Here is a 23,602-nt window from a genome sequence, read left to right as displayed (position 1 = left end):
CGTCCCCAAGGAGCACCCGCATGCCCTCACCCCTGTCCCGAAGGGCCTTCCTGCTCGCCGGCGCCACGGCCTCCGCCGCGCTCACCCTCTCCGCCGCCCCGGCCCACGCGGGCCACCGGCCCCGCCGCCCGTTCGGCCGGTACGGCTCACCGTCCGCCCGCCTCACCCCCGGCACCCTGTACGTCCACCCGCGCGGCGCCGGTGACTTCACCTCCGTCCAGGCCGCCGTCACCGCCGCCACCGGCACCGGACGCACCCTCGTCATCGCCCCGGGCACCTACCGCGAGACGGTCTCCGTCGACGCCGACCGCACCGGCATGACCTGGCTCGGCGCCTCCGAGGACCCCCGCGACGTGGTGATCGTCTACGACAACGCGGCCGGCACCCCCAAGCCCGACGGCTCCGGCACCCACGGCACCTCCGGCTCGGCGACCACCACCGTGCGCCCCGACGGCTTCACCGCCCGCTGGATCACCTTCGCCAACGACTGGCTGCGCACCGACCTCCCCGGCACCAGCGGCACCCAGGCCGTCGCCCTCAAGGTGCAGGGCGACCGCAGCGCCTTCACCCACTGCCGCTTCCTCGGCCACCAGGACACCCTGTACGCCGACACCCTCTCCCTCGACACCTTCGCCCGCCAGTACTTCGCCCACTGCTATGCCGAGGGCGACGTCGACTTCGTCTTCGGCCGGGCCACCGCCGTCTTCGAGCACTGCCACTTCCGCACCCTGGTCCGCCCCGACCTCACGGCACCGCCGTACGGCTTCGTCTTCGCGCCCTCCACCGCCGGCGCCAACCCGCGCGGCTACCTGGTCACCCGGAGCAGGATCAGCAGCGAGGCCCCCGACGGTTACTACAAGCTGGCCCGCCCCTGGGTGCCCAGCTCCGACCCCACCGCCCGCCCCATGCTCACCGTGCGCGAGACCCGCCTCGGCGCGGGCATCGACGCCGTCGCGCCCTACGCCGACATGCGGGACGCGTACCCCTGGCAGGACCAGCGCTTCGCCGAGTACCGCAACACCGGCCCCGGCGCGGTGATCACCGTGCCCGAAAACCGGCCCCAGCTCACCCGCGCGGAGGCCGCCTCGCACACCAGGGAGGCGTACCTCGGCGACTGGCGGCCGTATGACCGCCACCGGTGACCTGCCCGCCTTCCACGCGGCGCTCAAGGACGAGCTGACCTTCCCGCTCGCCTGGGGCACCTCACCGGTCCGGGACTTCGACGCGTGGCGGCGCACGGCCCGCGCGGTGGTCGAGGAGCACCTCCTCGTCGGCCGGCAGGACGGGACGCCGTACGCCCCGGAGTTCACCGCCCGCTCGGACGGCGACGGGTACGCGCGGGAGCTGGTCACCCTCTCCCTCACCCGCTACGGACGGGTCCGCGGCGCCCTGCTCACCCCGCGGGGCGTCGGCCCGTTCCCGGCGGTGCTGCTGCTGCACGACCACGGGTCCCGGTTCGACATCGGCAAGGAGAAGGGCGTCCGGCCCTGGTACGACGACACCCGCCTCGCCTCCGCCGAGGAGTGGGCCGGCCGGTACTTCGGCGGGCGCTTCGTCGGGGACGAACTGGCCCGGCGGGGATACGTGGTGTTCTGCGCGGACGCCCTCGGCTGGGGCGACCGCGAGCCGCTCGCCTACGAGCGGCAGCAGGCCCTGGCGAGCACCCTCTTCCACCTCGGCGGCTCCCTGGCCGGCCTGCTGGCCCGGGAGGACGTGCGCGCCGCCGGCTTCCTGGCCGGTCTCGACCAGGTGGACGCCCGGCGGATCACGGCCCTCGGCTTCTCCATGGGCGGCTACCGCGCCTGGCAGACGGCCGCCCTCAGCGACGACGTCGCCGCCGCCGCGAGCGTGTGCTGGATGACCGGGCTCAAGGAGATGATGGTGCCCGGCAACAACACCCTGCGCGGGCAGTCGGCGTTCCACACGCTCCACCCGGGGCTCGCCCGGCACCTCGACCTCCCCGACGTGGCGGGCATCGCCGCGCCGAAGCCGATGCTGTTCTTCCACGGCGGGCTCGACACCCTGTTCCCCGCCGACGGGGTGCGCGTCGCGTACGACAAGCTGCGGGCCGTGTGGCGCGCGTGCGGTGCCGGGGAGCGGCTGCGGCTGAAGACGTGGCCGGAGCGCGGCCACGTCTTCGACGCCGCGATGCAGGACGAGGTCTTCGCCTGGCTGGAGTCGGTCAGCGGCGCACCGGCCTGACCAACTCCAGGGTCGGCACCACCGGCTCGATCGTGCCGTCGGCGGCGAACTCCAGCCGGTCGACGGTGGTCTCCCGGTGCGTGCCGTCCCCGCCGGACCTGCCGGGGCCGTTCAGCGCGAACCGGTGGTAGACGATGTACCAGTCGTCGGTGCCGGGGATGTTGACCACGGAGTGGTGACCGGTGCCGAGGATGCCGTACTCGGGGCGCTTGGACAGGATCGTGCCGCGCTTCGTCCAGGGGCCGAGCGGGGACGGGCCGGTCGCGTAGGCCACGTGGTAGTCCTCGCTGCGGGTGTCGTCCTCGGACCACTTGACTTCCTTCCCCTCCCTGAGGAGGGGAAGTTCTACGGCTCGCGCCGTAGGGGTTTCTGCTTCATCGCCGACCGCCCGCCCGGAGTTCTCCGTTGAGGTCTTACACCGGCTCCACAGACAGACGCCGTCAGCCCGACGGCCAGGAGGTTCTTCGCCGCGTTCACGTCCCGGTCATGGGTCGTCCCGCAGTCACACGTCCACTCACGGACGTTCAGCGGCATCCTGTCCTGCAAGGTGCCGCAGACGGAGCACAGCCTGGAGGAGGGGAACCAGCGGTCGACCGCGATTACTTCGCGGCCGTACCACTGGGCCTTGTACTCCAGCATGCTCCGGAAGTCGGCCCACGCCGCGTCGCTGATGGCGCGGGCGAGCTTGCCGTTCTTCACCATGTTCCGGACGGCGAGGTCCTCGATCACGATCGTTTGGTTCTCACGAACGAGCCGAGTGGTGAGCTTGTGCAGCAGGTCACGCCTGCGATCGGCGATGCGGGCGTAGACCCTGGCGACCTTCCGGCGGGCCTTACGGCGGTTGGCGCCCTCGCCTTTGGCTTTGCGGGCAAGCTGTCGCTGGGCCTTGGCCAGACGGGCACGGTCACGCCGCTCGTGCCGGGGGTTGGAGACCTTCTCACCGGTCGAGAGGGTCAGCAGGTGGTCGAGCCCGACGTCGATTCCGACGGCCGTACCGGTGGCCGGCAGCGGCTTCACGGTGGGGTCCTCGACCAGCAGGGACACGAACCAGCGTCCGGCCGCGTCCTGCGACACGGTCACCGTGGACGGCGACGCCCCCTCGGGCAGCGGACGGGACCACACGATGTCCAGCGGCTGGGCCATCTTCGCCAGGGTCAACCGGCCGTCTTTGAACCGGAACGCGCTGGTGGTGTACTCCGCCGACTTTCGCGACTTCTTCCGCGACTTGAACCGCGGGTACTTGGCCCGCTTGCCGAAGAAGTTCGTGAACGCCGTCTGGAGGTGCCGCAGCGCCTGCTGGAGCGGGACGGAGGAGACCTCGCCCAGGTACGCGAGTTCCTCGGTCTTCTTCCAGGCCGTCAGCATCGCCGACGTCTGGTTGTAGTTCACCCGCTCCTGCCGCGCCCACGCCTCTGTGCGGGCGGCCAGGGCGAGGTTGTAGACCTTCCGCACGCATCCGAACGTGCGCGACAGCTCGGCTGCCTGCGCATCGGTCGGATAGAAGCGGTACTTGAACGCCCGCTTCACGTGAGTGGTCTTCACGGTTCACATACTAGACCATCAGTTTGTGACGGGCTGTCGGCGGTTGTGGGTGAACGCCGGTCCGCTCTGACGGTGAACCGGCTTTACCTGCCCTGCTCCGCAGAAGCTTCGTTTCTCCCCCGCAAGCGGGATGTGCTCCCACCCCGCCCTGAAGGACGGGGTATCCACGAAGGAGAACATCGATGAAGTAGTACGTGCCGTCGCGCTTCACCACGAAGGAGCCCTCGCGGAAGCCGTCCGGGGTGATGTCCTTCACCCGGGAAGCGTCGAAGGACACCATGCCGTCGTCGAGCGGGACCACGTAGCCGTGCCCATTGCCCCAGTACAGGTACGACTGCCCGTCGTCGTCCGTGAACACGGCCGGGATGTGTGTCCGGTGCATTCCGCGCACACCATCATGGACTGCGCCAGGTGCGGAGCGAGAGCCAAGCACGCCCTGCCACTGTCCGAACGTACCTACACCTGCACCGCGTGCGGAGCCGTCTCCCCCGGGGACAAGAACTCCGCCCGCGTGATGCTCCTCCGGGCAGGTCTGAACCCGGCTGGTGTCGAGGACGCAAGACCTCCCGGAGCGCAGCTCCGGGAGGCAGCCTGAGCCAGGAATCCCCTCCTTTCAAGGAAGGGGAGCGGTCAGTTGTAGGTGATGTCCGAGGAGGAGAACTTGCAGTACTTCCCGTCGGCGCCGGAGCCGAGGTCCTTCGGCTCCTTGCCCGTGTTGTTGCCCTGGTAACGGGTGCACGTCTTGATCTTCTTCTTGCTGTCGCCCTGGATGCGGATCTGCGACAGCGTGGCGGTGTCACCGTAGTTGGTGTTGATGCCGACGAGCGACTTGCCGGGCGCGACGACGTCGATGTCCTTCAGCACGATCGTGCGCTTGTACTGCGTCTTGCAGTTGCCGCAGGAACGCACCAGCTTGCCGAAGTCCTCGACCCGGAAGCCGCTCACGGTCAGCGTGCCCGCGCCGTTGAACTGCAGCACCTTGTCGTCGGCCTTCTTCGCGCCGCCGCCGATCACCTTGTACTGGGCCGACGAGGACTTCCCCTTGAAGCTGGCGGCGTCCTCGCCGACGTCCAGCCACCACACGTTCTGCAGGGTGCAGCTGCCCTTGCAGTGCACGCCGTCGGCGGCCGGGGTGCCGATGATCACGTTCTTCAGCGTGGCACCGTCGGCCAGTTCGAAGACCGGGTCCTGGCCCTCGTCCTGGCCGTCGCCGCCGAGGGCGCCGGTGCCGTAGAACTTCTTCATGCCGCCGTCGTACGTCCCGGAGACCGGGACGGTCTTCGACACCGGCTTGCTGCCGGTGTCCGAGGGCCAGGAGGAGGCGGCGCCCGCCGTGGAGAGCATCGACGTGGTGACGATCGCCGCGCCCGTGATGCCGAGCGCGGAGACTCCGGCGACCAGGGCCCGCCGCCTGGTGGTCCGGCGGCGGTGGGAGACGGGCTGTTCGGGTCGTGCGGTCATGCGCGATGTCCTTGCGTGGAGAGGGTTTTTACGTCTCCTGGTCGCCGCCGCCCCGGAAAGGGTTGCCGTCCCGGACGATCTTTTTTCACTCGTCCCGGTCGTCCGCCGCGTCCTCGTCGTCCCGGTCGTCCCGCGGCGCGAAGTCACCGCCGACCGCGAGCTCTCCGGAAGCGGTGCCGGCCCGTGCCGTATAGGTGTCCTCCCCGGCGTCCCGGCCGCCGCGCTCGTGGTCGTACTGCCCCGCGAAGATCCACTCGCCGGGCTCGACCGTCAGGCCGTCCTTGAGCGTCCAGACGTAGACGAGGAAGCCGTCCCGTTCGTCCACCGAGAGCTCGAAGTCGTCCTCGGGCAGCGAGCGCCAGGCGCCCGTGGAGGTCACCCCGCCGGTCTGCGCGATCCGCAGTTCCACGGTGAGCGAGGTCAGCCGCTCGGTGGTCTTCAGGGTGACGTTGCTCTGCGCCCAGAACTCGTTGCTGTGCGGGTCCACCGAGCCGTCCGACCACAGCGGCCCGTCCTCGACCCCGGCCGGGGGCTTCTCGGGGCCGCCGGACGAACTCGGCGTCCCCGCGGGCGGGGTGGCCGTGTTCCGGGGCCGCTCCGGGAGGTCCGGGGCGGGGTCCGCCGACGGCCCGGGCGGCCTGCTCGTCGCCTCCGGGGACCGCGTGGGTGTCGGTGAGGCGGCCACCTGCCGCTGCGGCGGCTCCTCGTCCCCCACCGACGACGCGACCGCGTAGCCGCCCACCACCAGCACCCCGGCCACCGCGGCCGTCGCGCCCGCCACCCGGAACCAGCCGAACACCGGTCGGCGCGCGGCCCGGTGCTCGGGGCGGGCCGGTCCGGTCATGCCCCGCTCCACCCGGGCCAGCATGCGCTCCCGGTCGGGCTCGTGCGCCCCGGCCGCCTCGTGCAGCCGGGCGCGCAGCTCCTCGTGCACGTCCCGCCGCATCGTCATCGGTTCCTTCCCCTGGCCCCGGTGGGGCGTTTCCGCGCGTTTCCGACCGCTTCCCCGCCCGCGGTGGCCGCCGCCGCGTGCACCTGACGCGGAACCTCCCGCGTGCCCAGCAGCCGCTGCAGTTCGGCCATCCCCTTCGAGGTCTGGCTCTTCACCGTACCCACCGAGACGCCCAGAGCCAGCGCGGTGTCCTTCTCCGACAGGTCGAAGGCGTGCCGCAGCACCACACACGCCCGTTTGCGGAACGGCAGCCGGCGCAGCGCCTCCTGCACGTCCACCACCCCCGGCACGTCGGGGTTCTCGGTCCGTTCCTCGCGCGGCGACCAGAACAGCGCGATCCGCCGCCGTTCGCGCACCGCGCTGCGGATCCGGGTACGGGCCAGATTGGCCACCACGCCCCGGGCGTACGCCACCGGATGGTCGGCGGCGCGCACCCGGTCCCAGCGGTGCCACAGCGCCAGCAGCGCGTCCGCGGCCAGATCGTCGGCGGCGTCCGCCTCACCCGTCAGCAGATGGGCCAGCCGGGACAGTTCGGCGTAGTGGCGTTCGAAGAACGCGTGGAACTCCACGGCGGCGGCGTCGTCGACGACGGTGCCCACGGGCGACCTCCCCTCGCAGTGGCGTCGGGCGCCCGACGGGCACCGGTGACAGTGTGTGTCATGTAGATGACACGTGAAAATCCGGAGTGACCGGCGTGAGTTCCGGAGCGTAGCAGTGATCATGTACGGGCTCGTGCGGAGGGCCGAACGGTGTCCGGCCTGTCGGTGTACGAATCCGTCACACGAGCCGCGCCCGCACGAGGTTCACCGCGGGCACGATCCGGCCGGTATCCGCCGGATCGATTTCCGGACACCGAGGGGTGGTCGTCCCCGACCTCGCCGCCGGCCGTCGTCCCGCTCCGGGCGGCGGCCCCCGCGCCGGCCGGTGCCGGCCTCGTCGCCCACGTCGTCGTCACGACGGTACCCGGCCGGGCGAGGCGACGGGCCGCCCCCGGGGGGAGGGGGCGGCCCGTCATCCGTACAGACGGCCTTCCGGCCGGGATGGTTCAGTCCCGCAGCGCCGCCTCCATCGCCGCCTTGGCGACCGGGGCCGCCAGACCGTTGCCGCTGACCTCCGAGCGGGCCGCGTCGGACTGCTCCACCACGACCGCCACGGCGACCTCCTCGCCCGAGGAGTCCGACGTCGCGTACGAGGTGAACCAGGCGTACGGCGTCTTGCTGTTGTTCTCGCCGTGCTGCGCGGTGCCCGTCTTGCCGCCCACGGTGGCGCCGGGGATCCGCGCGTTGGACCCCGTGCCCTCCTCGACGACCGTCTCCATCGCCGACCGGAGCTGCTCGGCGGTCGAGGCGCTGACGATCCGCTCCGCCCCGGCCCCGTCCTCGTACTCCTCCAGCACGTCGCCGCCGCTGTCGGTGACACGGCTGACCATGTGCGGCGACACCAGCTCCCCGCCGTTGGCCAGCGCCGCCGACACCATCGCCATCTGCAGCGGCGTCGCGGTCACGTCGAACTGGCCGATCCCGGTGAGCGCGGTCTGCGACGGCTCCATGTCCGAGGGGTACACGCTGGGGTAGGCGCGCACCGGCACGTCCTGCGTCTCGTCGTTGAAGCCGAACTTCTCCGCCATTGCCCGCACCTTGTCCTGGCCCAGGGCGACGGCCATCTTCGCGAAGACGTTGTTGCAGGAGTACTGCAGCGCGACCCGGATCGAGGCGTCCTCGCAGGGCGCGTCCGGGTTCTCGTTGGTGAGGTCCGTGACCGTGCCCGGCAGCGTGTACGGGTCGGGGCTGTCGGTCTCCTCGTCCACCGACCCGTACAGCCCGTCCTCCAGCGCCGCCGCCGCGACGACCAGCTTGAACGTCGAACCCGGCGGCAGCGGCTGGCGCAGCGCCCGGTTGGTGAGCGGCTTGTCCGGATCCGCGGTGAGCTCCTTCCACGCCTCGCCCGCGGTGTTGGCGTCGGTCAGCGACGTCGGGTCGTACGACGGGGTCGACACGGCCGCGAGGATCCGGCCCGTCCTCGGGTCGATCGCGACGGCCGCGCCCTTCTTGTCGCCGAGCGCCTCGTACGCCGCCTTCTGCACGGCCGGGTCGATGGTCGTCACCACGGTGCCCGGCTCGGCACGCCGGCCGGTGACGGTGTCCGCCACCGTCTTCAGCCGGGGGTCCGTGCCGTTGAGCAGGTCCTGGTAGATGCCCTCCAGCTGCGTCGGCGCGTACGCCTGCGAGGCGTAGCCCGTCACCGCCGCGTACAGCGGGCCGTTCTCGTACGTGCGCTTGTACGCGAGGTCGCCCCCTTCCGTCCGCGCCGAGCCGGTGATCGACTCACCGGCCACGACGATGTTCCCGAGCGGCTCCGCGTACGTCTCGATCGCGTTGCGCCGGTTGTCACTGCTGTCCGCGAGCGCCCGGCCCTCGTAGAACTGCACCCAGGTCGCCCTGACCAGCAGGGCGAACACCAGGAGCAGGATGAAGACGGAGGCACGCCTGATCGTCCTGTTCATTCCGTTCGGACAGACGAACGGCGGGCGTCGGAACGTTCCCTTCCGCCCGGTTTCTCATCGGACGTTCATCGAGCGGCCGTGCCGCCCCGGCGGTCAGCGGTCCAGCGTGAGCACGAGCTCCTCGATCTCCGCACCCCGCGCGGGCGCGTACGCCGTGGCCCGCGCGGAGACCTCGAAGCCGCACCGCTCCAGCACCCGCCGCGACCCCGCGTTGTCGGCGGCCACGCGCGCGTACAGCGGGCGTTCGCCCACCTCCGCCAGCAGCCCGCGCAGCGCGGCCGTGGCGATGCCCCGGCCCCAGTGGGCGCGGTCCACCCAGTACGTCACCTCGCGCTCGCCCTGCTCCTCGTACACCGCCGCGTGGCCCACCACGTCGCCGTCGCCCAGGACCGTGCGCACCACGATCTCCGGCGAGCTGCGGATCCTCGCCCAGTGGGCGTCGAAGCCGGCCCGGTCGGCCGGGTCCTCGGGGGTGAAGGCCGCCATGCGCAGCGCCTCCGGGTCGTTGAGCTGCCGGTAGAAGACCGGCAGGTCGCTGTCGTGCACCGGCCGCAGGGCGACGTCCACGGGTCAGAGCCTCCGGGTGGCCAGGGTCAGCCGGTCGCGGGCGTCGAACAGGGCATCCTTGACCATCTGCTCGTGCGCGGGCGTGAGCCGCGCCACCGGCACCGAGCAGCTGATCGCGTCCCGCGCGGGGGTGCGGTACGGGATCGCCACACCGAAGCAGCGCAGCCCCAGCGTGTTCTCCTCGCGGTCCACGGCGAAGCCCTGCTCCCGCACCAGGTGCAGCTCCTCGATGAGCTTCTCCCGGTCCGTGATGGTGTGCTCGGTCAGCGCGGGCAGCGTCTCCGGGAGCATCTTGCGCACCTGCTCGTCCGGGTACGTGCTCAGCAGCGCCTTGCCCAGCGACGTCGAGTGCGCGGGCAGCCGGCGGCCGACCCGGGTGAACGGGCGCAGGTAGTGCTGCGACTGGCGGGTGGCGAGGTAGACCACGTTGGTGCCGTCGAGCCGGGCGAGGTGGATGGTCTCCGTGGTGTCGTCGGAGAGCCGGTCCAGGGTAGGGCGGGCCGCCGCGACGACCTCGTCGCCGTCGATGTACGACGTGCCGACCAGCAGCGCCCGCACGCCGATGCCGTACCGCGTGCCCGTCGCGTCCGTCTCCACCCAGCCGAGGTCCACGAGGGTGCGCAGCAGCATGTAGAGGCTCGACTTGGGGTAGCCGACGGCCTCCTGGACCGCCGCCAGGGAGTGCATACCGGGGCGCCCGGCGAAGTATTCGAGCAGTTCAACGGTCCGCACCGCGGACTTGACCTGTGCCCCGCCGCCCGTCTCGCCAGCCGACATCGCCCTTGACCCCTTCGTTCGCCTGGAAATAGTCTCCAAAGTACATTCACCCACAGAGACAGTGTTCAGTATATCGAACAATCCTGTGGGGTGACGTACATACTGCGGCATTGCATGCGGCAATCAAGTGGAGGGACCCGCGGTGGCAGCAGCACCAGTCTGGAGTGTCGACCCCCGAACCGGGAAGCAGCGTGAACAGGTCGCGGTGGAGGCCACAGCCCAGGAGGTCGACGCCGCCGTCCGCGCCGCGCACGACGCGCGCGGCGCGCTGACGGACCGCACCGTCCGCGCGGCCTTCCTGCGCACGGCCGCCGACGAGCTGGAAGCGGCCAGGGACCAGCTCGTCGAGGCCGCCGACGCGGAGACCGCGCTCGGCCCGGTCCGGCTCACCGGGGAACTCGCCCGCACCTGCTACCAGCTGCGGGCCTTCGCCGGCATCGTCGAGGAGGGCGCCTTCCTCGACGTCGTCATCAACCACCCCGACGACACCGCGACCCCGCCCGTCCCGGACCTGCGCCGCTACAAGATCCCGCTGGGCGTCGTCGCCGTCTACTCGGCGTCCAACTTCCCCTTCGCCTTCTCCGTGGCCGGCGGCGACACCGCGAGCGCCCTCGCGGCCGGCTGCCCGGTCGTCGTCAAGGCCCACCCCGACCACCCCGGACTGTCCGAGCTGGTCGCCAAGGTGCTGCGCCGCGCCGCCGCCCGCCACGACCTCCCCGAGGGCGTGCTCGGCCTGGTGCACGGCTTCGAGGCCGGCATCGAGCTCATCAAGCACCCGCTGGTCTCGGCGGCCGGCTTCACCGGCTCGGTCCGCGGCGGCCGCGCCCTCTTCGACGCGGCCGCCGCCCGGCCCGTCCCGATCCCCTTCCACGGCGAGCTGGGCTCCCTGAACCCGGTCGTCGTCACCGAGGCCGCCGCCGCCGAGCGCGGCGAGGCCATCGGCACCGGGCTGGCCGGTTCGATGACGCTGGGCGTCGGCCAGTTCTGCGTGAAGCCGGGCCTCGTCCTCGCGCCGTCCGGCGCGGCCGGTGACGCGCTGGTCAAGTCCCTGACGGACGCCGTCAGCGACACCGACGCCGGCGTCCTGCTCGACCACCGCATGCGCGACAACTTCGTCGCCGGGGTCGCCGAGCGCGCCCAGCTCCCCGACGTCGAGTCCCCGGTGACCCCGGGCGCGGGCGGCGAGCACACCGTCAGCGCGGGCTTCCTCACCGTCCCGGCGAGCCGGCTGGCCCAGGAGGGCGAGCACGACCTGCTGCTCGAGGAGTGCTTCGGCCCGGTCACCGTCGTCGCCCGCTACGAGGACGACGCCGAGGTGCGGAGCGTGCTGTCGCGGCTGCCGGGCAACCTCACGGCGACCGTGCAGCTCTCCGCCGAGGAGGCGGCCGGGGAGGGCCGCGGGGCGGAGCTGGTGCGGGAGCTGACGCCGCTGGCCGGGCGGGTCCTGGTCAACGGCTGGCCGACGGGCGTCGCGGTCGCCCCGGCCCAGCACCACGGAGGGCCGTACCCGGCGACGACCTCCACCTCCACGTCGGTGGGCGGCACGGCCATCGAGCGGTGGCTGCGGCCGGTCGTCTACCAGGGGACGCCCGAGGCGCTGCTGCCCGCGGAACTCAAGGACGACAACCCGCTGGGGCTGCCCCGCAGGTTCAACGGCAGGCTGGAGCGCTGAGGATCACCCCGCGCTCGGCTCCAGGCCCGCGTCGCGGGCCAGGAGCGCCGCCTGCACCCGGTTGTCGCAGTCGAGCTTGGTCAGGATGCGGCTGACGTACGTCTTCACCGTGGCCTCGCTCATGTGCAGGCGGGCGCCGGCGTCCGCGTTGGACAGGCCCTCGCCGAGCAGGGCCAGCACCTCGCGTTCGCGTGCCGTCAGCCCGGCCAGGCGGCGGCGCGCCTCCTCGCCGCGCACGGTGGCGGCGGGGGAGGCGAGGGAGTCCACCACGTGCCGGGTGGCGGCCGGGGACAGATAGGCGTCGCCGGCCGCCGCCGCGCGGACCGCGTGGATCAGTTCCTGCGGCGCGGAGTCCTTCAGCAGGAAGCCCGCGCTGCCGTGGCCGAGCGCCCGCAGGACGTTGTCGCGCTCCCCGAACGTGGTCAGGATCAGCACGCGCACCCCCGGCGCGGCGCGGCCCAGCTCGGCCAGCGCGGTCAGCCCGTCCATCACGGGCATCTGGATGTCCAGCAGGGCCACGTCGACCGCGGTGCTCCGGGCGGTCTCCACCGCCTCCCGGCCGTCCCGCGCCTCGGCGACGACGTCGATGTCGTCGGCCGAGGTGAGGATCATCCTGATGCCGGCCCTGATGAGCGGCTCGTCGTCGGCGACGAGGACCCGGATCACACGGCCTCCTGCGCGGTGTCGGTGGGACGGGCGGACGGTGGGGCCCGCCCATCATGCCCGATCCGGCCGCGGGCACGGCCACGGACGGCCGGTCACACCTCGTGCGCGTAGGACTCCTTGGCGGACAGCTTCCCGTCGCGGAAGCAGAACCGGTAGACGATGTCCTCCTCGTCGTCCACGAAGTGCTCGCAGACGGCGTCCTCGGGCAGCGGCGGGCCGTCCTTCTCCACGCCGTCGGTGAGCAGCGAGCCGCCTTCCGGGAACTTCTTCCGCAGTTCCGCCTCGTCGTCGCCGACCCGGGCCGACTCGTACACGCTCGCCGGGATGAGGCCCTTCTCCACCTCGTCCATCAGCTTCCACACCCCCCACACCAGGAGGGCGCCGGCGCCCACGACGAGGACCACGGTGGTGAGGGCGCATCCCAGGGCGGCGTTCTTCTTGCTGCTCATGATGGTGGTGAACTCCTTCTGCGGATCGGTGCGTGCGACGTGGTCACCACCCTCGCCCGCGGAGCCCCCGCCGATCTGCCCCCGGAAGTCGTCGTCCGCGTCGACCGAAGTCGCACCGTCCGGACGGGGCCGCGGCTCGCCGTCGCCGTACGGCAGCACACCGGCGAGCCGGAAACCCCCGTCGGGGGTGGGGCCGGTGTGCACCATGCCGCCGACCAGCCGGGCCCGCTCCCGCAGCCCCGTCAGCCCCTGGCCGCCGCTGATCGCGGGCGGCCCGGCCGGCACCCCGGCCGGCACCGGCCCGTTGGCCACCTCGACCACCAGGCTGTCCGGTTCGTAGCGCAGCGCCACGGTGATCGGGGCGCCCGGCGCGTGCTTGTGCGCGTTGGTCAGGCCCTCCTGGGCGATGCGGTACGCCGCGCGGTCGGCGGCGGGCGCGAGGGCCCGTTCGGTGCCGGACCGGCGCAGTTCCACCGCCGCACCCGCGGCCCGTGACGACGCGACCAGCGTGCCGACGGAGGCCGCCGTGCGGTCCGCCGAGGGCCCGGCCGCCTCCTCGGGGCCGGGCACGGACGCCTCCACGCCGTCCCGCAGGATGCCCACCGCCTCGCGCAGCTCCCGCATCGCCGACCTGGCGGCCTCCCGGAGGATGCCCACCCCTTCCCGCTGGCGGCCGTTCAGCTCCGGGTCCACCTCCAGCGCCCCGGTGTGCACGGCGATCAGGGCGAGCTGGTGGCCGAGGCTGTCGTGCATGTCCTGGGCGATGCGCTGCCGTTCCAGCAGCCGGGCCTGGCGCGCCACCATCGCCTGCTCGCGCACCAACTGGGCGTTGTGCCGCCGCAGGGCGTCGAGCAGGGCGCGGCGCTGGGCGCGGTAGCGGGAGGCGAGCCCCGGCATGACCGCCAGCACCAGGAACGGGCTCCCGCTCAGCACGGCCGTCATCAGCGGCGACAGCCCGAGCCCGTCGTCGCCCGCGGTGATGACGCCCAGGACGAGGTGGAGCGCGAACCCGGCCGCGTACGCGCCCAAGGCGCGCGCCGGACGCTCGATGCGGCCGCCCGCCGACCAGCCGGCGCAGATCAGCAGCGGGAACGTGCCGACGGCCGCTCCGGCCAGCGCCGACGACACCATCAGCACCGTCGCCGGTAGGGCGCGGCGGGCCAGGGACAGCACGGCGACGAACAGGGCCAGGGCACCGCCCCGCGCCACGGATCCGGTCTCCGTCGTGTGGAGGAGGCCCGCGATCCCGGAGAGCGCCACGGCGAGTACGGCCTCCCCGGCGATCCGTCCGCGGGGCCAGGGGGAGGCGGCGGCGAGCCGGGAACGGAGCGGCAGGCCGGTGCGGGGTGTCTCTGCTACGTCCACGCGCAGACGATAGAGGGCCGCCCCCGGGCGCCCGCGTCCCCCCTTCGGCGCGGTCCCGGACGACGAAAGTGGACTCCCGGCCGCCAAGGGGCCTGTCCTCTTTGGTCGTTGCCGGTGACGACTTCCGGGGACTGCTCCGGGGCGGGGCGCACGGCGACGATGGCTCCGCCGGACGCACACGGGCGACGGCGCGGGACCGAGGGCTTGGGGAGCGGAACGGTGAACGGTGCGAAGCAGTGGACCGGCGGCTCGGGGAACGGAACGGCGGACAGCGTGCGGCGGTGGACCGGCGGACGTTTCACCGTCCGGCAGGAGACCGCCCTCACGGCCGACCGCTACACCGTGAGCGAGCTGCTGCCGGACGGTTCCGACGGCGAGGTCCTCGCCTTCGCCGAGCTGAAGCGGTTCTCGCTGAAGGAGGAGGTGACCTTCTACACCGACGGGTCCAGGACGCGGGTCTCCTTCACCGTCGGGGAGCGCAGCCTCTCCGACCTCGACGACGGCTACGACGTGCGGGACGCGGAAGGCAACCCCGTCGGCGCGTTCGCGAAGAAGTCCCTCGCCTCCCTGCTGCGCTCGACGTGGGTGCTGGACCAGCCGGGTTCGCCCGCGGCCGTCGGACGGGAACGCAACCGGTTCGTGGCCGTGCTCCGCCGCGTCTGGGACTTCCTGCCGCTGGACCTGGTGCCGTTCCTCTGGCCGTACCACTTCGACTTCGAGACGGACGGCAAGCCGGTGATGAGGGTCGACAAGAAGTTCGGGACGCGCGACCGCTATGTGGTGGAGGTGATCGCGCCCGGTCTGGACCCGCGCCTGGCCATCGCCCAGGCCGTGGCCCTGGACACGTTCCAGGACCGCTGACCGGGACCACCCCCGGGCTCCCGGCACCGGGCCCGGCCTGGAAGACTTCCGCCATGGATCTGGACATCCCCGAACTGCCCTTCCCCCTGCGCGCCTACGGCCCCGACGGCCACTGGTCCCACGAGGACGGCGTCCTCACCGGACGGGCCGGAGCCCGGCAGGACCGTTTCGTGCCGCCCACCGGCGAGGCGCTGGACCCGGCCTCCGACGCGCCGCGCCTGCTGGGCGCGCCGGAGGGGGACTTCCAGCTGATCGCACGGGTCACCGTCGGGTTCGCCGGGGCCTTCGACGCCGGGGTGCTGTACGTCCATGTCGGTGAGCGGGCGTGGGCCAAGCTCTGTCTGGAGTACTCGCCGGACGTGCCCACCGTCTGCACGGTGGTCACCCGGGGGCACTCCGACGACGTCAACTCCTTCACCGTCGACGGAAGTTCCGTCTGGCTCCGGGTGAGCCGCACCGGTCGTGCCTTCGCCTTCCACGCCTCCCGGGACGGCGAGCGCTGGACCTTCGTCCGCCTCTTCACCCTCGGCGACGAGAAGGAGACCGGGGCCGCGCTGGTCGGCTTCATGACCCAGTCGCCCATGGGGGAGGGGTGCGCGGTGACGTACGACCACATCGAATACCGGCCCCACTGGCCGAGTGACCTGCGGGACGGCAGCTGAGGGAAGGGAATGAAGGCGGCTCGTTGAATGTTCACGTAACCGCCGGAGGGAGTCTCCGTACCCGTACGAGCTGGAGTGCCGATCACGATGCGCGTCGAAATCTGGTCCGATATCGCATGCCCCTGGTGTTATGTCGGAAAGGCCCGTTTTGAGAAGGCGCTGGCCGCCTTCCCGCACCGGGAGCAGGTCGAGGTCGTGCACCGTTCCTTCGAGCTGGACCCGGGCCGCGCCAAGGACGACGTCCAGCCGGTGATCTCGATGCTCACCAGGAAGTACGGCATGAGCGAGGCCCAGGCCGAGGCCGGTGAGGACAACCTGGGCGCCCAGGCCGCCGCCGAGGGCCTGCCCTACCGCACCCGGGGCCGCGACCACGGCAGCACCTTCGACATGCACCGCCTGCTGCACTTCGCCCGCGAGCGGGGCCGCCAGGTGGAGCTGCTCGACCTGCTGTACCGGGCGAACTTCGCCGAGGAGCGGTCCGTCTTCGACGACGACGAACGGCTCGTCGAGCTCGCCGTCGCCGCCGGCCTCGACGCCGGCGCGGTGCGCGAGGTCCTCGCCGACCCGGAGGCGTACGCCGACGAGGTCCGCACCGACGAGCGGGAGGCCGCGCAGCTCGGCGCCAACGGCGTGCCGTTCTTCGTGCTGGACCGCACGTACGGCGTCTCCGGCGCCCAGCCCGCCGAGGTGTTCACCCAGGCGCTGACCCGGGCCTGGGGCGACCGTCCGCCGCTGACCCTGGTCGACGGCGACGCGGAGGCCTGTGGCCCGGACGGGTGCGCGGTGCCGCAGCAGTAGAACGCGCAGGTCAGCGCGTACGCATAAGGGTTCCTTTGCGATATCGCACAGAATTCGGCCATGGACGGGGAGGTCTCGGGGCCGCACAGTGGTCCCATGGAGACCTTCGAGAACCTCGTCCGTGCCGAGTTCACCCCGAAGAACACCTACCTGAACACCGCGAGCAGCGCCCTCCTGCCCGCCCGTACCGTGGCCGCGCTCCAGGACGCCGTACGGCTGCGCGCGGAGGGCCGTGCGCTGGATCCGCTCTTCGCCGACGTCGAGGCGTGCCGGGCCGCGTACGCCCGGCTGGCCGGCGTCCCGGTCGAGCGGGTGGCGGCCGGGGCCACGGCCGCTCTGCACACCGCGCTGATCGCCGCCTCGCTGCCGCCCGGTGCCGAAGTCCTCACCGTCGAGGACGACTTCGCCTCCGTCCTCAACGCCTTCCACACCCGTGGCGACCTCAAGGTGCGGGCCGTGCCGCTGGAGCGGCTCGCCGACTCCGTCCGGCCCGGCACCGCGCTGGCCGCGGTCAGCGCGGTGCAGTCCGCCGACGGCCGGATCGCCGACCTCGCCGCGCTGCGCGAGGCCGCCCGGGACCACGGGGCCCGTACCTACGTCGACTTCTCCCAGGCGGCCGGCTGGCTGCCGGCGTGGGCCGACGCGTTCGACTACTCCGTCGCCATCGTCTACAAGTGGCTGCTCGGCCCGCACGGGGCGGCTTTCCTGGTGGTGCCCGAGGACCTCGGCGATCTGCCGCCGGTGCAGGCGAGCTGGGTCGCGGCGGAGAACCCCTGGGACAGCTGCTACGGACCGGTCGCCGAACTGGCCCGCTCCGCACGGCGGTTCGACTCCAGTCCCGCCCTGTTCACCTACGCGGGACTGCGCGCCTCCCTCGAACTGCTCGAGGAGATCGGCGTGGACACCGTCCGCGCCCACGACCTGGCCCTCGCCGACCGGTTCCGTACGGGGCTGGCGACCCTGGGCCACACGCCCGTGCCCGCACCCGGCTCACCGATCGTGTCCGTGCCCGGACTCGGGCACCTCCAGCCGGAGCTGGCCGAGGCCGGCATCGCGGTGTCGAACCGCGCGGGCCATCTGCGGGCGTCCTTCCACCTCTACAACACGGCCGCCGACGTGGACCGGCTGCTGGACGCGCTGTCCGGCTGACCCCGCGCCGGGCACACGGCAGCGGGCCGGTACCTCCTTGTCCCACACGAGGAGGCCCGGCCCGCGGTCTTGTGGTGCGCCTACCTCACTGGAGTGAAGTCCCGCGCCCCGATGAACTCGGGCCGCCGGATCGGGGCCGCGAAGGGCTCGACCGCCGTGTTCTCCACGCTGTTGAACACGATGAACACGTTGCTGCGCGGGAACGGCGTGATGTTGTCGCCGGAGCCGTGCATGGCGTTGCAGTCGAACCAGGTCGCCGAGCCGGCCTTGCCGGTGAACAGCCTGATGCCGTACTCCGACGCCATCCTCGTCAGCGCCTCGTCGGACGGCGTCCCCGCGTCCTGCATCTGCAGGGACTTCTTGTAGTTGTCCTTCGGCGTGGCCCCCGCGCATCCGAGGAACGTCTTGTGCGACCCCGGCATGATCATGAGACCGCCGTTGGTGTCGTAGTTCTCGGTGAGCGCGATCGAGACCGAGATGGTGCGCATGTTCGGCAGGCCGTCCTCGGCGTGCCAGGTCTCGAAGTCGGAGTGCCAGTAGAAGCCGCTGGCGCCGAAGCCGGGCTTGACGTTGATCCGCGACTGGTGGACGTAGACGTCCGAACCGAGGATCTGCCGGGCGCGCCCGACGACCCGCTCGTCGCGCACCAGCCTCGCGAAGACCTCGCTGATCCTGTGCACCTCGAACACGGACCGGATCTCCTGGGACTTCGGCTCCACGATGGAGCGCTCGTCCGCGCGGATCGCCGGGTCGCCGATCAGCCGCTCCAGCTCGCGCTGGTACTCGCCGACCTCGTCCGGGCCGATGAGCTGGTCGACGGCGAGGAAGCCGTCGCGGTCCAGGGCCTCCAGGTCACCGGCGGAGACGGGACCGGGCGTGTCCGGGCCGCCCCACACCACCGGGTCCTGCCGGGGCGTCGCCACCTCGGTGGCACCGCGGGTGGGGTAGAGGTCGGTGACGTTCGTGGTCGTGGTGGTCACGGTGACTCACACCTCCTCGGTGAGCAGCGGGTAGACGCCGTTCTCGTCGTGGTCCTCCCGTCCGGTCACGGGCGGGTTGAACACGCAGATGCAGTGGAAGTCCTCCTTGACCTTGAGCGTGTGCCGCTCGTGGCCGTTCAGGAGGTACATGGTGCCGGGGGTGATGTGGTACGTCTTCCCGGTCTCGCGGTCGGTCAGCTCGGCATCGCCCTTGGTGCAGACGACGGCCTCGATGTGGTTCGCGTACCACATCGACGTCTCCGTACCCGCGTACAGGATCGTCTCGTGCAGGGAGAAGCCGACCTTCTCCTTGGCGAGGACGATGCGCTTGCTCTCCCAGGTGCCGGACGCCGATTTCACGTGCCGGTCGGTGCCTTCGAGCTCCTTGAACGAACGGACGATCACGGTGTTGCGATGCCTCCTCGGCTCGGATGTGTGTGTCAGGCGGTTTCCCGGACGGCGCGGGCGAGGGTCCTGAGGCCCTCGTCCAGCTCGTCCGGGGTGATGGTCAGCGCGGGGAGCAGCTTGACGACCTCGCTCTCGGGGCCGGACGTCTCGATGAGCAGCCCGAGTTCGAAGGCCCGCTTGGCGATGCGGCCCGCGCGGTCCTTGTCGTGGAACTCCATGCCCCACACCAGGCCGCGGCCGCGGTACTCCTTGACGTCGGCGGGGTTCTCCTCGGCGACGGCGATCAGCGCCTGCTCGACCTGCTCGCCGCGCGCACGGGTCTGCTTCTCCATCGCGGAGCCGTCGGCCCAGTACGCCTCCAGGGCGGCGGTGGCCGTGACGAAGGCGGGGTTGTTGCCGCGGAAGGTGCCGTTGTGCTCGCCCGGCTCCCAGACGTCGAGCTCCGGCTTGAACAGGGTCAGCGCCATGGGCAGCCCGTAGCCGCTGATCGACTTGGAGACGGTGACGATGTCGGGCGTGATGCCGGCCTCCTCGAAGGAGAAGAAGGCGCCGGTGCGGCCGCAGCCCATCTGGATGTCGTCGACGATCAGTAGCATGTCCTGGCGTGCGCACAGGTCGGCCAGGGCGCGCAGCCACTCGGGCCGGGCGACGTTGATGCCGCCCTCGCCCTGCACGGTCTCGACGATCACGGCGGCGGGCTTGTTGAGGCCGGACCCCTGGTCCTCCAGGAGCCGCTCGAACCACAGGAAGTCCTCGACCTTGCCGTCGAAGTAGTTGTCGAACGGCATCGGAGTGCCGTGCACCAGCGGGACGCCGGCGCCGGCCCGCTTGAAGGCGTTGCCGGTCACGGCGAGCGAGCCCAGCGACATGCCGTGGAAGGCGTTGGTGAACGACACGATCGCCTCGCGCCCCTTCACCTTCCGGGCCAGCTTCAGCGCGGACTCCACGGCGTTGGTGCCCGTCGGGCCCGGGAACATGACCTTGTACGGCAGGTCGCGCGGGCGCAGGACGTAGTTCTGGAAGGACTCCAGGAAGGCGCGTTTGGCCGTCGTCGACATGTCGAGGCCGTGGGTGACGCCGTCGCGCTCCAGGTAGTCGATCAGGGCCCGTTTCAGCACGGGGTTGTTGTGCCCGTAGTTGAGCGAGCCGGCTCCGGCGAAGAAGTCGAGGTACTCGTGGCCGTCCTCGTCGTACATGCGGCTGCCGTGCGCACGGTCGAAGACGGTGGGCCAGCCGCGGCAGTAGCTGCGCACCTCGGACTCGAGGGTCTCGAAGACACTGAGGTCGGGCTGGGTGATGGTCACGACGAATCGCTCCTCGGTGGCGTGGGAGGTCAGAGGGAGTCGGAAGAAGTCGAAAGGCCGAAGGCCGGGCCGCGCGGTCAGCGGGTGAGCGGCCCGATGCGGTACAGCACCTCGGGGTCGTGCGGCCCGTCGGGGAACTGGCCGGCGTCGAACAGCACCTCGCGCTCCAGCAGGGCGCCGTGACGCTCCGCGAACGCGGTGAACAGGCGCTCGGAGGCGGTGTTCCCCGGGGCGATGGTGGTCTCCACGGTGTCCACCGCGTGCTCGTCGGCGGTCCGGGCGGCCAGTGCGTCGAGCATTGCCGCGGCGAGGCCCCGGCCGCGGTACGACGCGTCGACCGCGACCTGCCAGACGAGCAGGGTGCGCGGGCTGTCCGGCCGCAGGTATCCGCTGACGAAGCCGATCGGCTCTCCGTGCTCGTCGCGGGCGACGGCCGAGGTGGCGGCGAAGTCACGGCACCACAGCAGATAGCTGTACGACGAGTTCAGGTCGAGGACCTTCGAGTCCCTGGCTATCCGCCACAGCACGGCTCCGTCCGCCACGGTGGGGCGGTCGATTTGCAGGTCTGCTTGTGCGGCAGTCATGCGAATTGAACTTACCCAGGTAAATGCAAAAATGCATCGCCTGTCGGGGTTACGTGCGCGCTTGATCTGTGTTATCGCGCGGGCGGGCGGGTCCGCGCGAAAGTCCGGCAGGATGCCCTATTTTTCCTGGTGCATAGGGTGCAAAGCGGGCCCGGTGTGGAACCGGTCACAACTGTGTAACTCCCGTGACGCCCCTCGGAATGCTCACGAAATCGTGGCGTTTAGGGTCGGTGAAACCGGGCAGGAGAATACGGGAAGCTATTCCGAAAGGTTATCGGGAAATGGGGCCGAGAATGCTTGGGGAGGGATTTCAATAATCTCACGCAATTCACTGACCGGTCACCCCGTCGATACGCCCCCGCCGCCCCTTCCCGTCCCGAACCCGGGGGCTGCGCCCCCAGACCCCCCTGTCGGCCCTTCGGGCCTCGTCCTCAAACGCCGGACGGGCTGAAACTCAGCCCGTCCGGCGTTTGAGGAGCGGGGGTCCGGGGGCAGAGCCCCCGGTGCGGGACGGGAAGGGGCGGCGGGGGCGAAGAAGAACGGACGACCCCGCCCCGCGCTCAGCGCCAGGCCTTCTCGGCAGCGCTCAGCGCCGCCGGCAGGTCCACGACCGCACCCGCCTCCGCCAGCGCGGTCCCCAGCCCCGCCAGACACGCCCGCACCGCACCCGGCGTCGCCTCGGGACCGTAGTGGTTGACCCGGATCATCTCCTGGGCGAGCGTGCCCCCGCCCGCGGCCAGCGGCAGTGCCGGGTCGGCGGCCAGGGCGCGGGCCACCAGCTCCGACGTCACCGTCCCGGACGGCGCCCGCAGGGTCGTGGCGACCGGCGCCGCCTGAGCCGCGTCACGCACGTACGGCTCGAGACCTCCGCCCAGCGCGACCGCACCCGCCCGCGTCGCCGCCGCGGCGGCCGCGTGCCGCGCCGTCACCACGTCGAGCCCCGCCGCCTCGATCCGCTCCACGCACGCCTCGAGCGCCAGCATCTCCAGCTGCGCCGGAGCGTGCGGCAGCGCCTTGCGGCCGCCGCCGATCCAGCGTTCCTTCCAGTCCAGCAGCGACAGGTACGAGCGGCGCGGCGCCCGCGGGTTCGCCGCCATCCGCGCCCACGCCCGCTCGCTCACCGAGACCGCCGACACCCCGGCCGGACCGCCCATCGCCTTCTGCGCCCCGATCACGCACAGGTCCACGCCCCACGCGTCCGGCAGCACCGGCTCCGCCCCGATCGACGCCACCGCGTCCAGGTAGAACAGCGCCCCGTGCGCCCGCACCACCTCGCCGATCTCCGCGACCGGGTTGGTGTTCCCGGTCGCCGCCTCCGCGTGCACCAGGGACACGAAGTCGATCTCCGGGTGCTCGGCGAACGCGGCCCGGACCTGCTCGGCCGTCACCGCCGTGTGGAACGGCACCGCCAGATCGATCACGGTGGCGCCGCAGTCCCGCAGCCAGTCGCCGAAGGTCTGCCCGTAGGGGCCGGTGATGACGTTCAGCGCGGTCGTGCCGGGGCCGGCCGTCGCGCGGATCGCGCCCTCCAGCGGCAGCAGCGCCTCACCCTGCATGATCACGACGTCCTGCCCGGTGCCCAGCAGCCGTGCCACCCGGTCCTCGATCGAGGCGAAGCGCGCGGCGTCCAGCGGGGGCAGATCGAGGAGGAGGTGGGTCACGGCGGTGCTCTCTTTACTTCACGACTGCGCGGGTACGTACGACGGAGTCGAGGGTAAACCTTCGCCCGGGGTGCGGACCGACCACAGGGTTCTCAGGCCGGACGCCCTCGCGACCATCGGTTTGGTTTGAGGACCTCAAACCTCTCCTTATAATCGGAACTCACAGTTCCCTGACAGGAGGCTCCCGTGAAGACGCTCCTCGGCCGCCGCACCCGTGTGCTGGCCGCCACCACCGCGACGGCCGGGCTGGTCCTCCTGTCCGCCTGCACCTCCAGCGACGACGGGGGCAGCGGCTCGAAGACCGCAGCCGGCGGGGTCGAGGTCGTCAAGGCGGGGCAGCTCACCACCTGCACCCATCTCCCGTACCCGCCCTTCCAGTCGGAGATCGACGGCAAGGTGCAGGGCTTCGACGTCGCGCTGATCGACCTGGTCGCCGAGGACCTGGGCGTGAAGCAGGAGATCCTCGACACGCCGTTCGAGAACTTCAAGACCGGCGCCTTCCTCAACTCCGGCGAGTGCGACCTGGCCGCGGCCGGCATGACCATCACCGAGGAGCGGAAGAAGAACGTCGACTTCTCCGACCCGTACTTCAACGCCACCCAGGCCGTCCTCGTCGACAAGGACAGCGGGGTCACCTCCCTCGCCGACGTGAAGTCGAAGAACGTCAAGCTGGGCGCGCAGGCGCAGACCACCGGCGAGGACTACGTCAAGGGGCAGGGCTTCGACCCGGTCTCCTTCGAGTCCTCCGACGCCGTCCTCAACGGCCTGCGCACCGGCCAGGTCAAGGCCGTCGTCATCGACTACCCCGTCGTCCAGGGCTGGCTGAAGGACAAGGCCAACGCCGGCGCCTTCACGGTCGCCGAGCAGATCGACACCGGCGAGGAGTACGGCTTCACGGTGAAGAAGGGCAACACTAAGCTGCGCGAGGCCGTGAACAAGGCGCTCGCGGACGCCAAGGCCGACGGCACGTACAAGAAGCTGTACGAGCAGTGGATCGGCCCGTACGACGAGTCCGCCGCCTCCCCGGCCGCGTCCTGAT

The 23,602-nt window shown here is 71.7% G+C and carries 22 protein-coding genes and 3 pseudogenes; 9 read left to right on the top strand and 16 right to left on the bottom strand.

Annotated features, from left to right (window positions below):
* Window positions 1-20: 20 nt before the first annotated feature.
* Together ACH5AO_RS28250 and ACH5AO_RS28245 are read left to right on the top strand one after the other, a co-directional pair.
* Window positions 21-1,142, top strand: a complete 1,122-nt coding sequence (locus ACH5AO_RS28250) for a pectinesterase family protein (protein WP_398929445.1) — start codon at window positions 21-23, stop codon at window positions 1,140-1,142.
* Window positions 1,126-2,202 (top strand): dienelactone hydrolase family protein, encoded by a 1,077-nt coding sequence (locus ACH5AO_RS28245; protein ID WP_398929443.1) that lies wholly within the window; start codon window positions 1,126-1,128, stop codon window positions 2,200-2,202. The genes ACH5AO_RS28250 and ACH5AO_RS28245 overlap by 17 nt, the downstream gene beginning before the upstream one ends.
* Here ACH5AO_RS28245 and ACH5AO_RS28240 read toward each other — a convergent pair.
* The 3 genes and pseudogenes from ACH5AO_RS28240 to ACH5AO_RS28230 all read right to left on the bottom strand — a co-directional run.
* A pseudogene (locus ACH5AO_RS28240) lies at window positions 2,183-2,512 on the bottom strand (family 43 glycosylhydrolase); the annotation flags it as partial. The gene ACH5AO_RS28245 and the pseudogene ACH5AO_RS28240 sit on opposite strands and share 20 nt — an antisense overlap.
* Window positions 2,513-2,547: 35 nt before the next feature.
* Window positions 2,548-3,744 (bottom strand): RNA-guided endonuclease InsQ/TnpB family protein, encoded by a 1,197-nt coding sequence (locus ACH5AO_RS28235; RefSeq protein WP_398929441.1) that lies wholly within the window; start codon window positions 3,742-3,744, stop codon window positions 2,548-2,550.
* Between the two features lie 181 nt (window positions 3,745-3,925).
* Window positions 3,926-4,108: pseudogene (locus tag ACH5AO_RS28230) on the bottom strand (family 43 glycosylhydrolase); the annotation flags it as partial.
* Between ACH5AO_RS28230 and ACH5AO_RS28225 the strand changes: the two are divergent.
* Window positions 4,094-4,339, top strand: a pseudogene (locus ACH5AO_RS28225) (zinc ribbon domain-containing protein); the annotation flags it as partial. The pseudogenes ACH5AO_RS28230 and ACH5AO_RS28225 overlap by 15 nt on opposite strands.
* Window positions 4,340-4,374: 35 nt before the next feature.
* On the opposite strand, the gene ACH5AO_RS28220 reads toward ACH5AO_RS28225, so the two are convergent.
* From ACH5AO_RS28220 to ACH5AO_RS28195, 6 genes are all read right to left on the bottom strand, one after another.
* Window positions 4,375-5,205 carry a pectate lyase gene (locus tag ACH5AO_RS28220; RefSeq protein ID WP_398929439.1) on the bottom strand — a complete coding sequence of 277 codons (831 nt, stop codon included), beginning with the start codon at window positions 5,203-5,205 and terminating at the stop codon, window positions 4,375-4,377.
* 85 nt (window positions 5,206-5,290) lie between these two features.
* Window positions 5,291-6,157, bottom strand: a complete 867-nt coding sequence (locus tag ACH5AO_RS28215; protein WP_398929437.1) for a hypothetical protein — start codon at window positions 6,155-6,157, stop codon at window positions 5,291-5,293.
* Window positions 6,154-6,756 (bottom strand): SigE family RNA polymerase sigma factor, encoded by a 603-nt coding sequence (locus ACH5AO_RS28210; RefSeq protein WP_398929435.1) that lies wholly within the window; start codon window positions 6,754-6,756, stop codon window positions 6,154-6,156. The genes ACH5AO_RS28215 and ACH5AO_RS28210 overlap by 4 nt, the downstream gene beginning before the upstream one ends.
* 446 nt (window positions 6,757-7,202) lie before the next feature.
* On the bottom strand, window positions 7,203-8,660 hold the full coding sequence (locus ACH5AO_RS28205; RefSeq protein WP_398929433.1) for a peptidoglycan D,D-transpeptidase FtsI family protein: 1,458 nt from the start codon (window positions 8,658-8,660) through the stop codon (window positions 7,203-7,205).
* A gap of 93 nt (window positions 8,661-8,753) precedes the next feature.
* Window positions 8,754-9,227, bottom strand: coding sequence for a GNAT family N-acetyltransferase (locus ACH5AO_RS28200; protein ID WP_398929431.1), 474 nt, complete (start codon window positions 9,225-9,227; stop codon window positions 8,754-8,756).
* Between the two features lie 3 nt (window positions 9,228-9,230).
* Window positions 9,231-10,004, bottom strand: coding sequence for an IclR family transcriptional regulator (locus ACH5AO_RS28195; protein WP_030224445.1), 774 nt, complete (start codon window positions 10,002-10,004; stop codon window positions 9,231-9,233).
* Window positions 10,005-10,146: 142 nt separating this feature from the next.
* Here ACH5AO_RS28195 and ACH5AO_RS28190 point away from each other — a divergent pair, with 142 nt between their 5' ends.
* The gene (locus ACH5AO_RS28190) at window positions 10,147-11,676 is read left to right on the top strand and encodes an aldehyde dehydrogenase (NADP(+)) (protein ID WP_398929429.1); all 1,530 of its coding nucleotides are present in this window, start codon (window positions 10,147-10,149) and stop codon (window positions 11,674-11,676) included.
* Between the two features lie 3 nt (window positions 11,677-11,679).
* Here the strand turns inward: ACH5AO_RS28190 and ACH5AO_RS28185 are convergent, their stop codons facing one another.
* The gene (locus tag ACH5AO_RS28185) at window positions 11,680-12,342 is read right to left on the bottom strand and encodes a response regulator transcription factor (protein ID WP_030858561.1); all 663 of its coding nucleotides are present in this window, start codon (window positions 12,340-12,342) and stop codon (window positions 11,680-11,682) included.
* A 92-nt stretch (window positions 12,343-12,434) separates the two neighbouring features.
* Window positions 12,435-14,156, bottom strand: coding sequence for a histidine kinase (locus tag ACH5AO_RS28180; protein ID WP_398929427.1), 1,722 nt, complete (start codon window positions 14,154-14,156; stop codon window positions 12,435-12,437).
* A 273-nt stretch (window positions 14,157-14,429) separates the two neighbouring features.
* Between ACH5AO_RS28180 and ACH5AO_RS28175 the strand changes: the two genes are divergently transcribed.
* The 4 genes from ACH5AO_RS28175 (at window position 14,430) to ACH5AO_RS28160 (ending at window position 17,626) form a co-directional block, all read left to right on the top strand.
* Window positions 14,430-15,017, top strand: a complete 588-nt coding sequence (locus ACH5AO_RS28175; protein WP_398929501.1) for a hypothetical protein — start codon at window positions 14,430-14,432, stop codon at window positions 15,015-15,017.
* Between the two features lie 53 nt (window positions 15,018-15,070).
* Window positions 15,071-15,679, top strand: a complete 609-nt coding sequence (locus ACH5AO_RS28170) for a DUF1349 domain-containing protein (protein ID WP_398929425.1) — start codon at window positions 15,071-15,073, stop codon at window positions 15,677-15,679.
* A gap of 87 nt (window positions 15,680-15,766) precedes the next feature.
* The gene (locus tag ACH5AO_RS28165) at window positions 15,767-16,477 is read left to right on the top strand and encodes a DsbA family oxidoreductase (protein WP_398929423.1); all 711 of its coding nucleotides are present in this window, start codon (window positions 15,767-15,769) and stop codon (window positions 16,475-16,477) included.
* Window positions 16,478-16,573: 96 nt separating this feature from the next.
* On the top strand, window positions 16,574-17,626 hold the full coding sequence (locus ACH5AO_RS28160; protein WP_398929421.1) for an aminotransferase class V-fold PLP-dependent enzyme: 1,053 nt from the start codon (window positions 16,574-16,576) through the stop codon (window positions 17,624-17,626).
* A gap of 80 nt (window positions 17,627-17,706) precedes the next feature.
* On the opposite strand, the gene thpD is transcribed toward ACH5AO_RS28160, so the two are convergent.
* From thpD to ACH5AO_RS28135, 5 genes are all read right to left on the bottom strand, one after another.
* Window positions 17,707-18,606 carry an ectoine hydroxylase gene (thpD, locus tag ACH5AO_RS28155; RefSeq protein WP_398929419.1) on the bottom strand — a complete coding sequence of 300 codons (900 nt, stop codon included), beginning with the start codon at window positions 18,604-18,606 and terminating at the stop codon, window positions 17,707-17,709.
* A gap of 6 nt (window positions 18,607-18,612) precedes the next feature.
* Entirely contained in the window at window positions 18,613-19,011 is a 399-nt protein-coding gene (locus ACH5AO_RS28150) for an ectoine synthase (protein ID WP_398929417.1), read from the bottom strand.
* Between the two features lie 35 nt (window positions 19,012-19,046).
* Complete coding sequence (gene ectB / locus ACH5AO_RS28145; protein ID WP_398929415.1) at window positions 19,047-20,318, bottom strand: diaminobutyrate--2-oxoglutarate transaminase; 1,272 nt, start codon at window positions 20,316-20,318, stop codon at window positions 19,047-19,049.
* Window positions 20,319-20,395: 77 nt separating this feature from the next.
* On the bottom strand, window positions 20,396-20,902 hold the full coding sequence (ectA, locus tag ACH5AO_RS28140; RefSeq protein WP_398929413.1) for a diaminobutyrate acetyltransferase: 507 nt from the start codon (window positions 20,900-20,902) through the stop codon (window positions 20,396-20,398).
* Between the two features lie 560 nt (window positions 20,903-21,462).
* A complete protein-coding gene (locus tag ACH5AO_RS28135) occupies window positions 21,463-22,563 on the bottom strand; it encodes a pyridoxal-phosphate-dependent aminotransferase family protein (protein WP_398929411.1) in 1,101 nt (366 codons plus the stop codon).
* A 186-nt stretch (window positions 22,564-22,749) separates the two neighbouring features.
* Between ACH5AO_RS28135 and ACH5AO_RS28130 the strand changes: the two genes are divergently transcribed.
* Window positions 22,750-23,601, top strand: a complete 852-nt coding sequence (locus ACH5AO_RS28130) for a transporter substrate-binding domain-containing protein (RefSeq protein WP_398929409.1) — start codon at window positions 22,750-22,752, stop codon at window positions 23,599-23,601.
* Window position 23,602: the final 1 nt, after the last annotated feature.

Source organism: Streptomyces sp. NPDC018964 (assembly GCF_044390325.1).
Lineage (GTDB): Bacteria > Actinomycetota > Actinomycetes > Streptomycetales > Streptomycetaceae > Streptomyces.
This window is presented reverse-complemented; position numbering and strand designations above follow the sequence as displayed.

Coding starts and splice junctions, on each gene's coding strand:
- ACH5AO_RS28165 (WP_398929423.1), top strand. CDS start 15,767: ATGCGCGTCGAAATCTGGTCCGATATCGCATGCCCCTGGTGTTATGTC.
- ACH5AO_RS28220 (WP_398929439.1), bottom strand. CDS start 5,205: ATGACCGCACGACCCGAACAGCCCGTCTCCCACCGCCGCCGGACCACC.
- ACH5AO_RS28160 (WP_398929421.1), top strand. CDS start 16,574: ATGGAGACCTTCGAGAACCTCGTCCGTGCCGAGTTCACCCCGAAGAAC.
- ACH5AO_RS28195 (WP_030224445.1), bottom strand. CDS start 10,004: ATGTCGGCTGGCGAGACGGGCGGCGGGGCACAGGTCAAGTCCGCGGTG.
- ACH5AO_RS28245 (WP_398929443.1), top strand. CDS start 1,126: ATGACCGCCACCGGTGACCTGCCCGCCTTCCACGCGGCGCTCAAGGAC.
- ACH5AO_RS28170 (WP_398929425.1), top strand. CDS start 15,071: ATGGATCTGGACATCCCCGAACTGCCCTTCCCCCTGCGCGCCTACGGC.
- ACH5AO_RS28215 (WP_398929437.1), bottom strand. CDS start 6,157: ATGACGATGCGGCGGGACGTGCACGAGGAGCTGCGCGCCCGGCTGCAC.
- ectA (WP_398929413.1), bottom strand. CDS start 20,902: ATGACTGCCGCACAAGCAGACCTGCAAATCGACCGCCCCACCGTGGCG.
- ACH5AO_RS28205 (WP_398929433.1), bottom strand. CDS start 8,660: ATGAACAGGACGATCAGGCGTGCCTCCGTCTTCATCCTGCTCCTGGTG.
- ACH5AO_RS28250 (WP_398929445.1), top strand. CDS start 21: ATGCCCTCACCCCTGTCCCGAAGGGCCTTCCTGCTCGCCGGCGCCACG.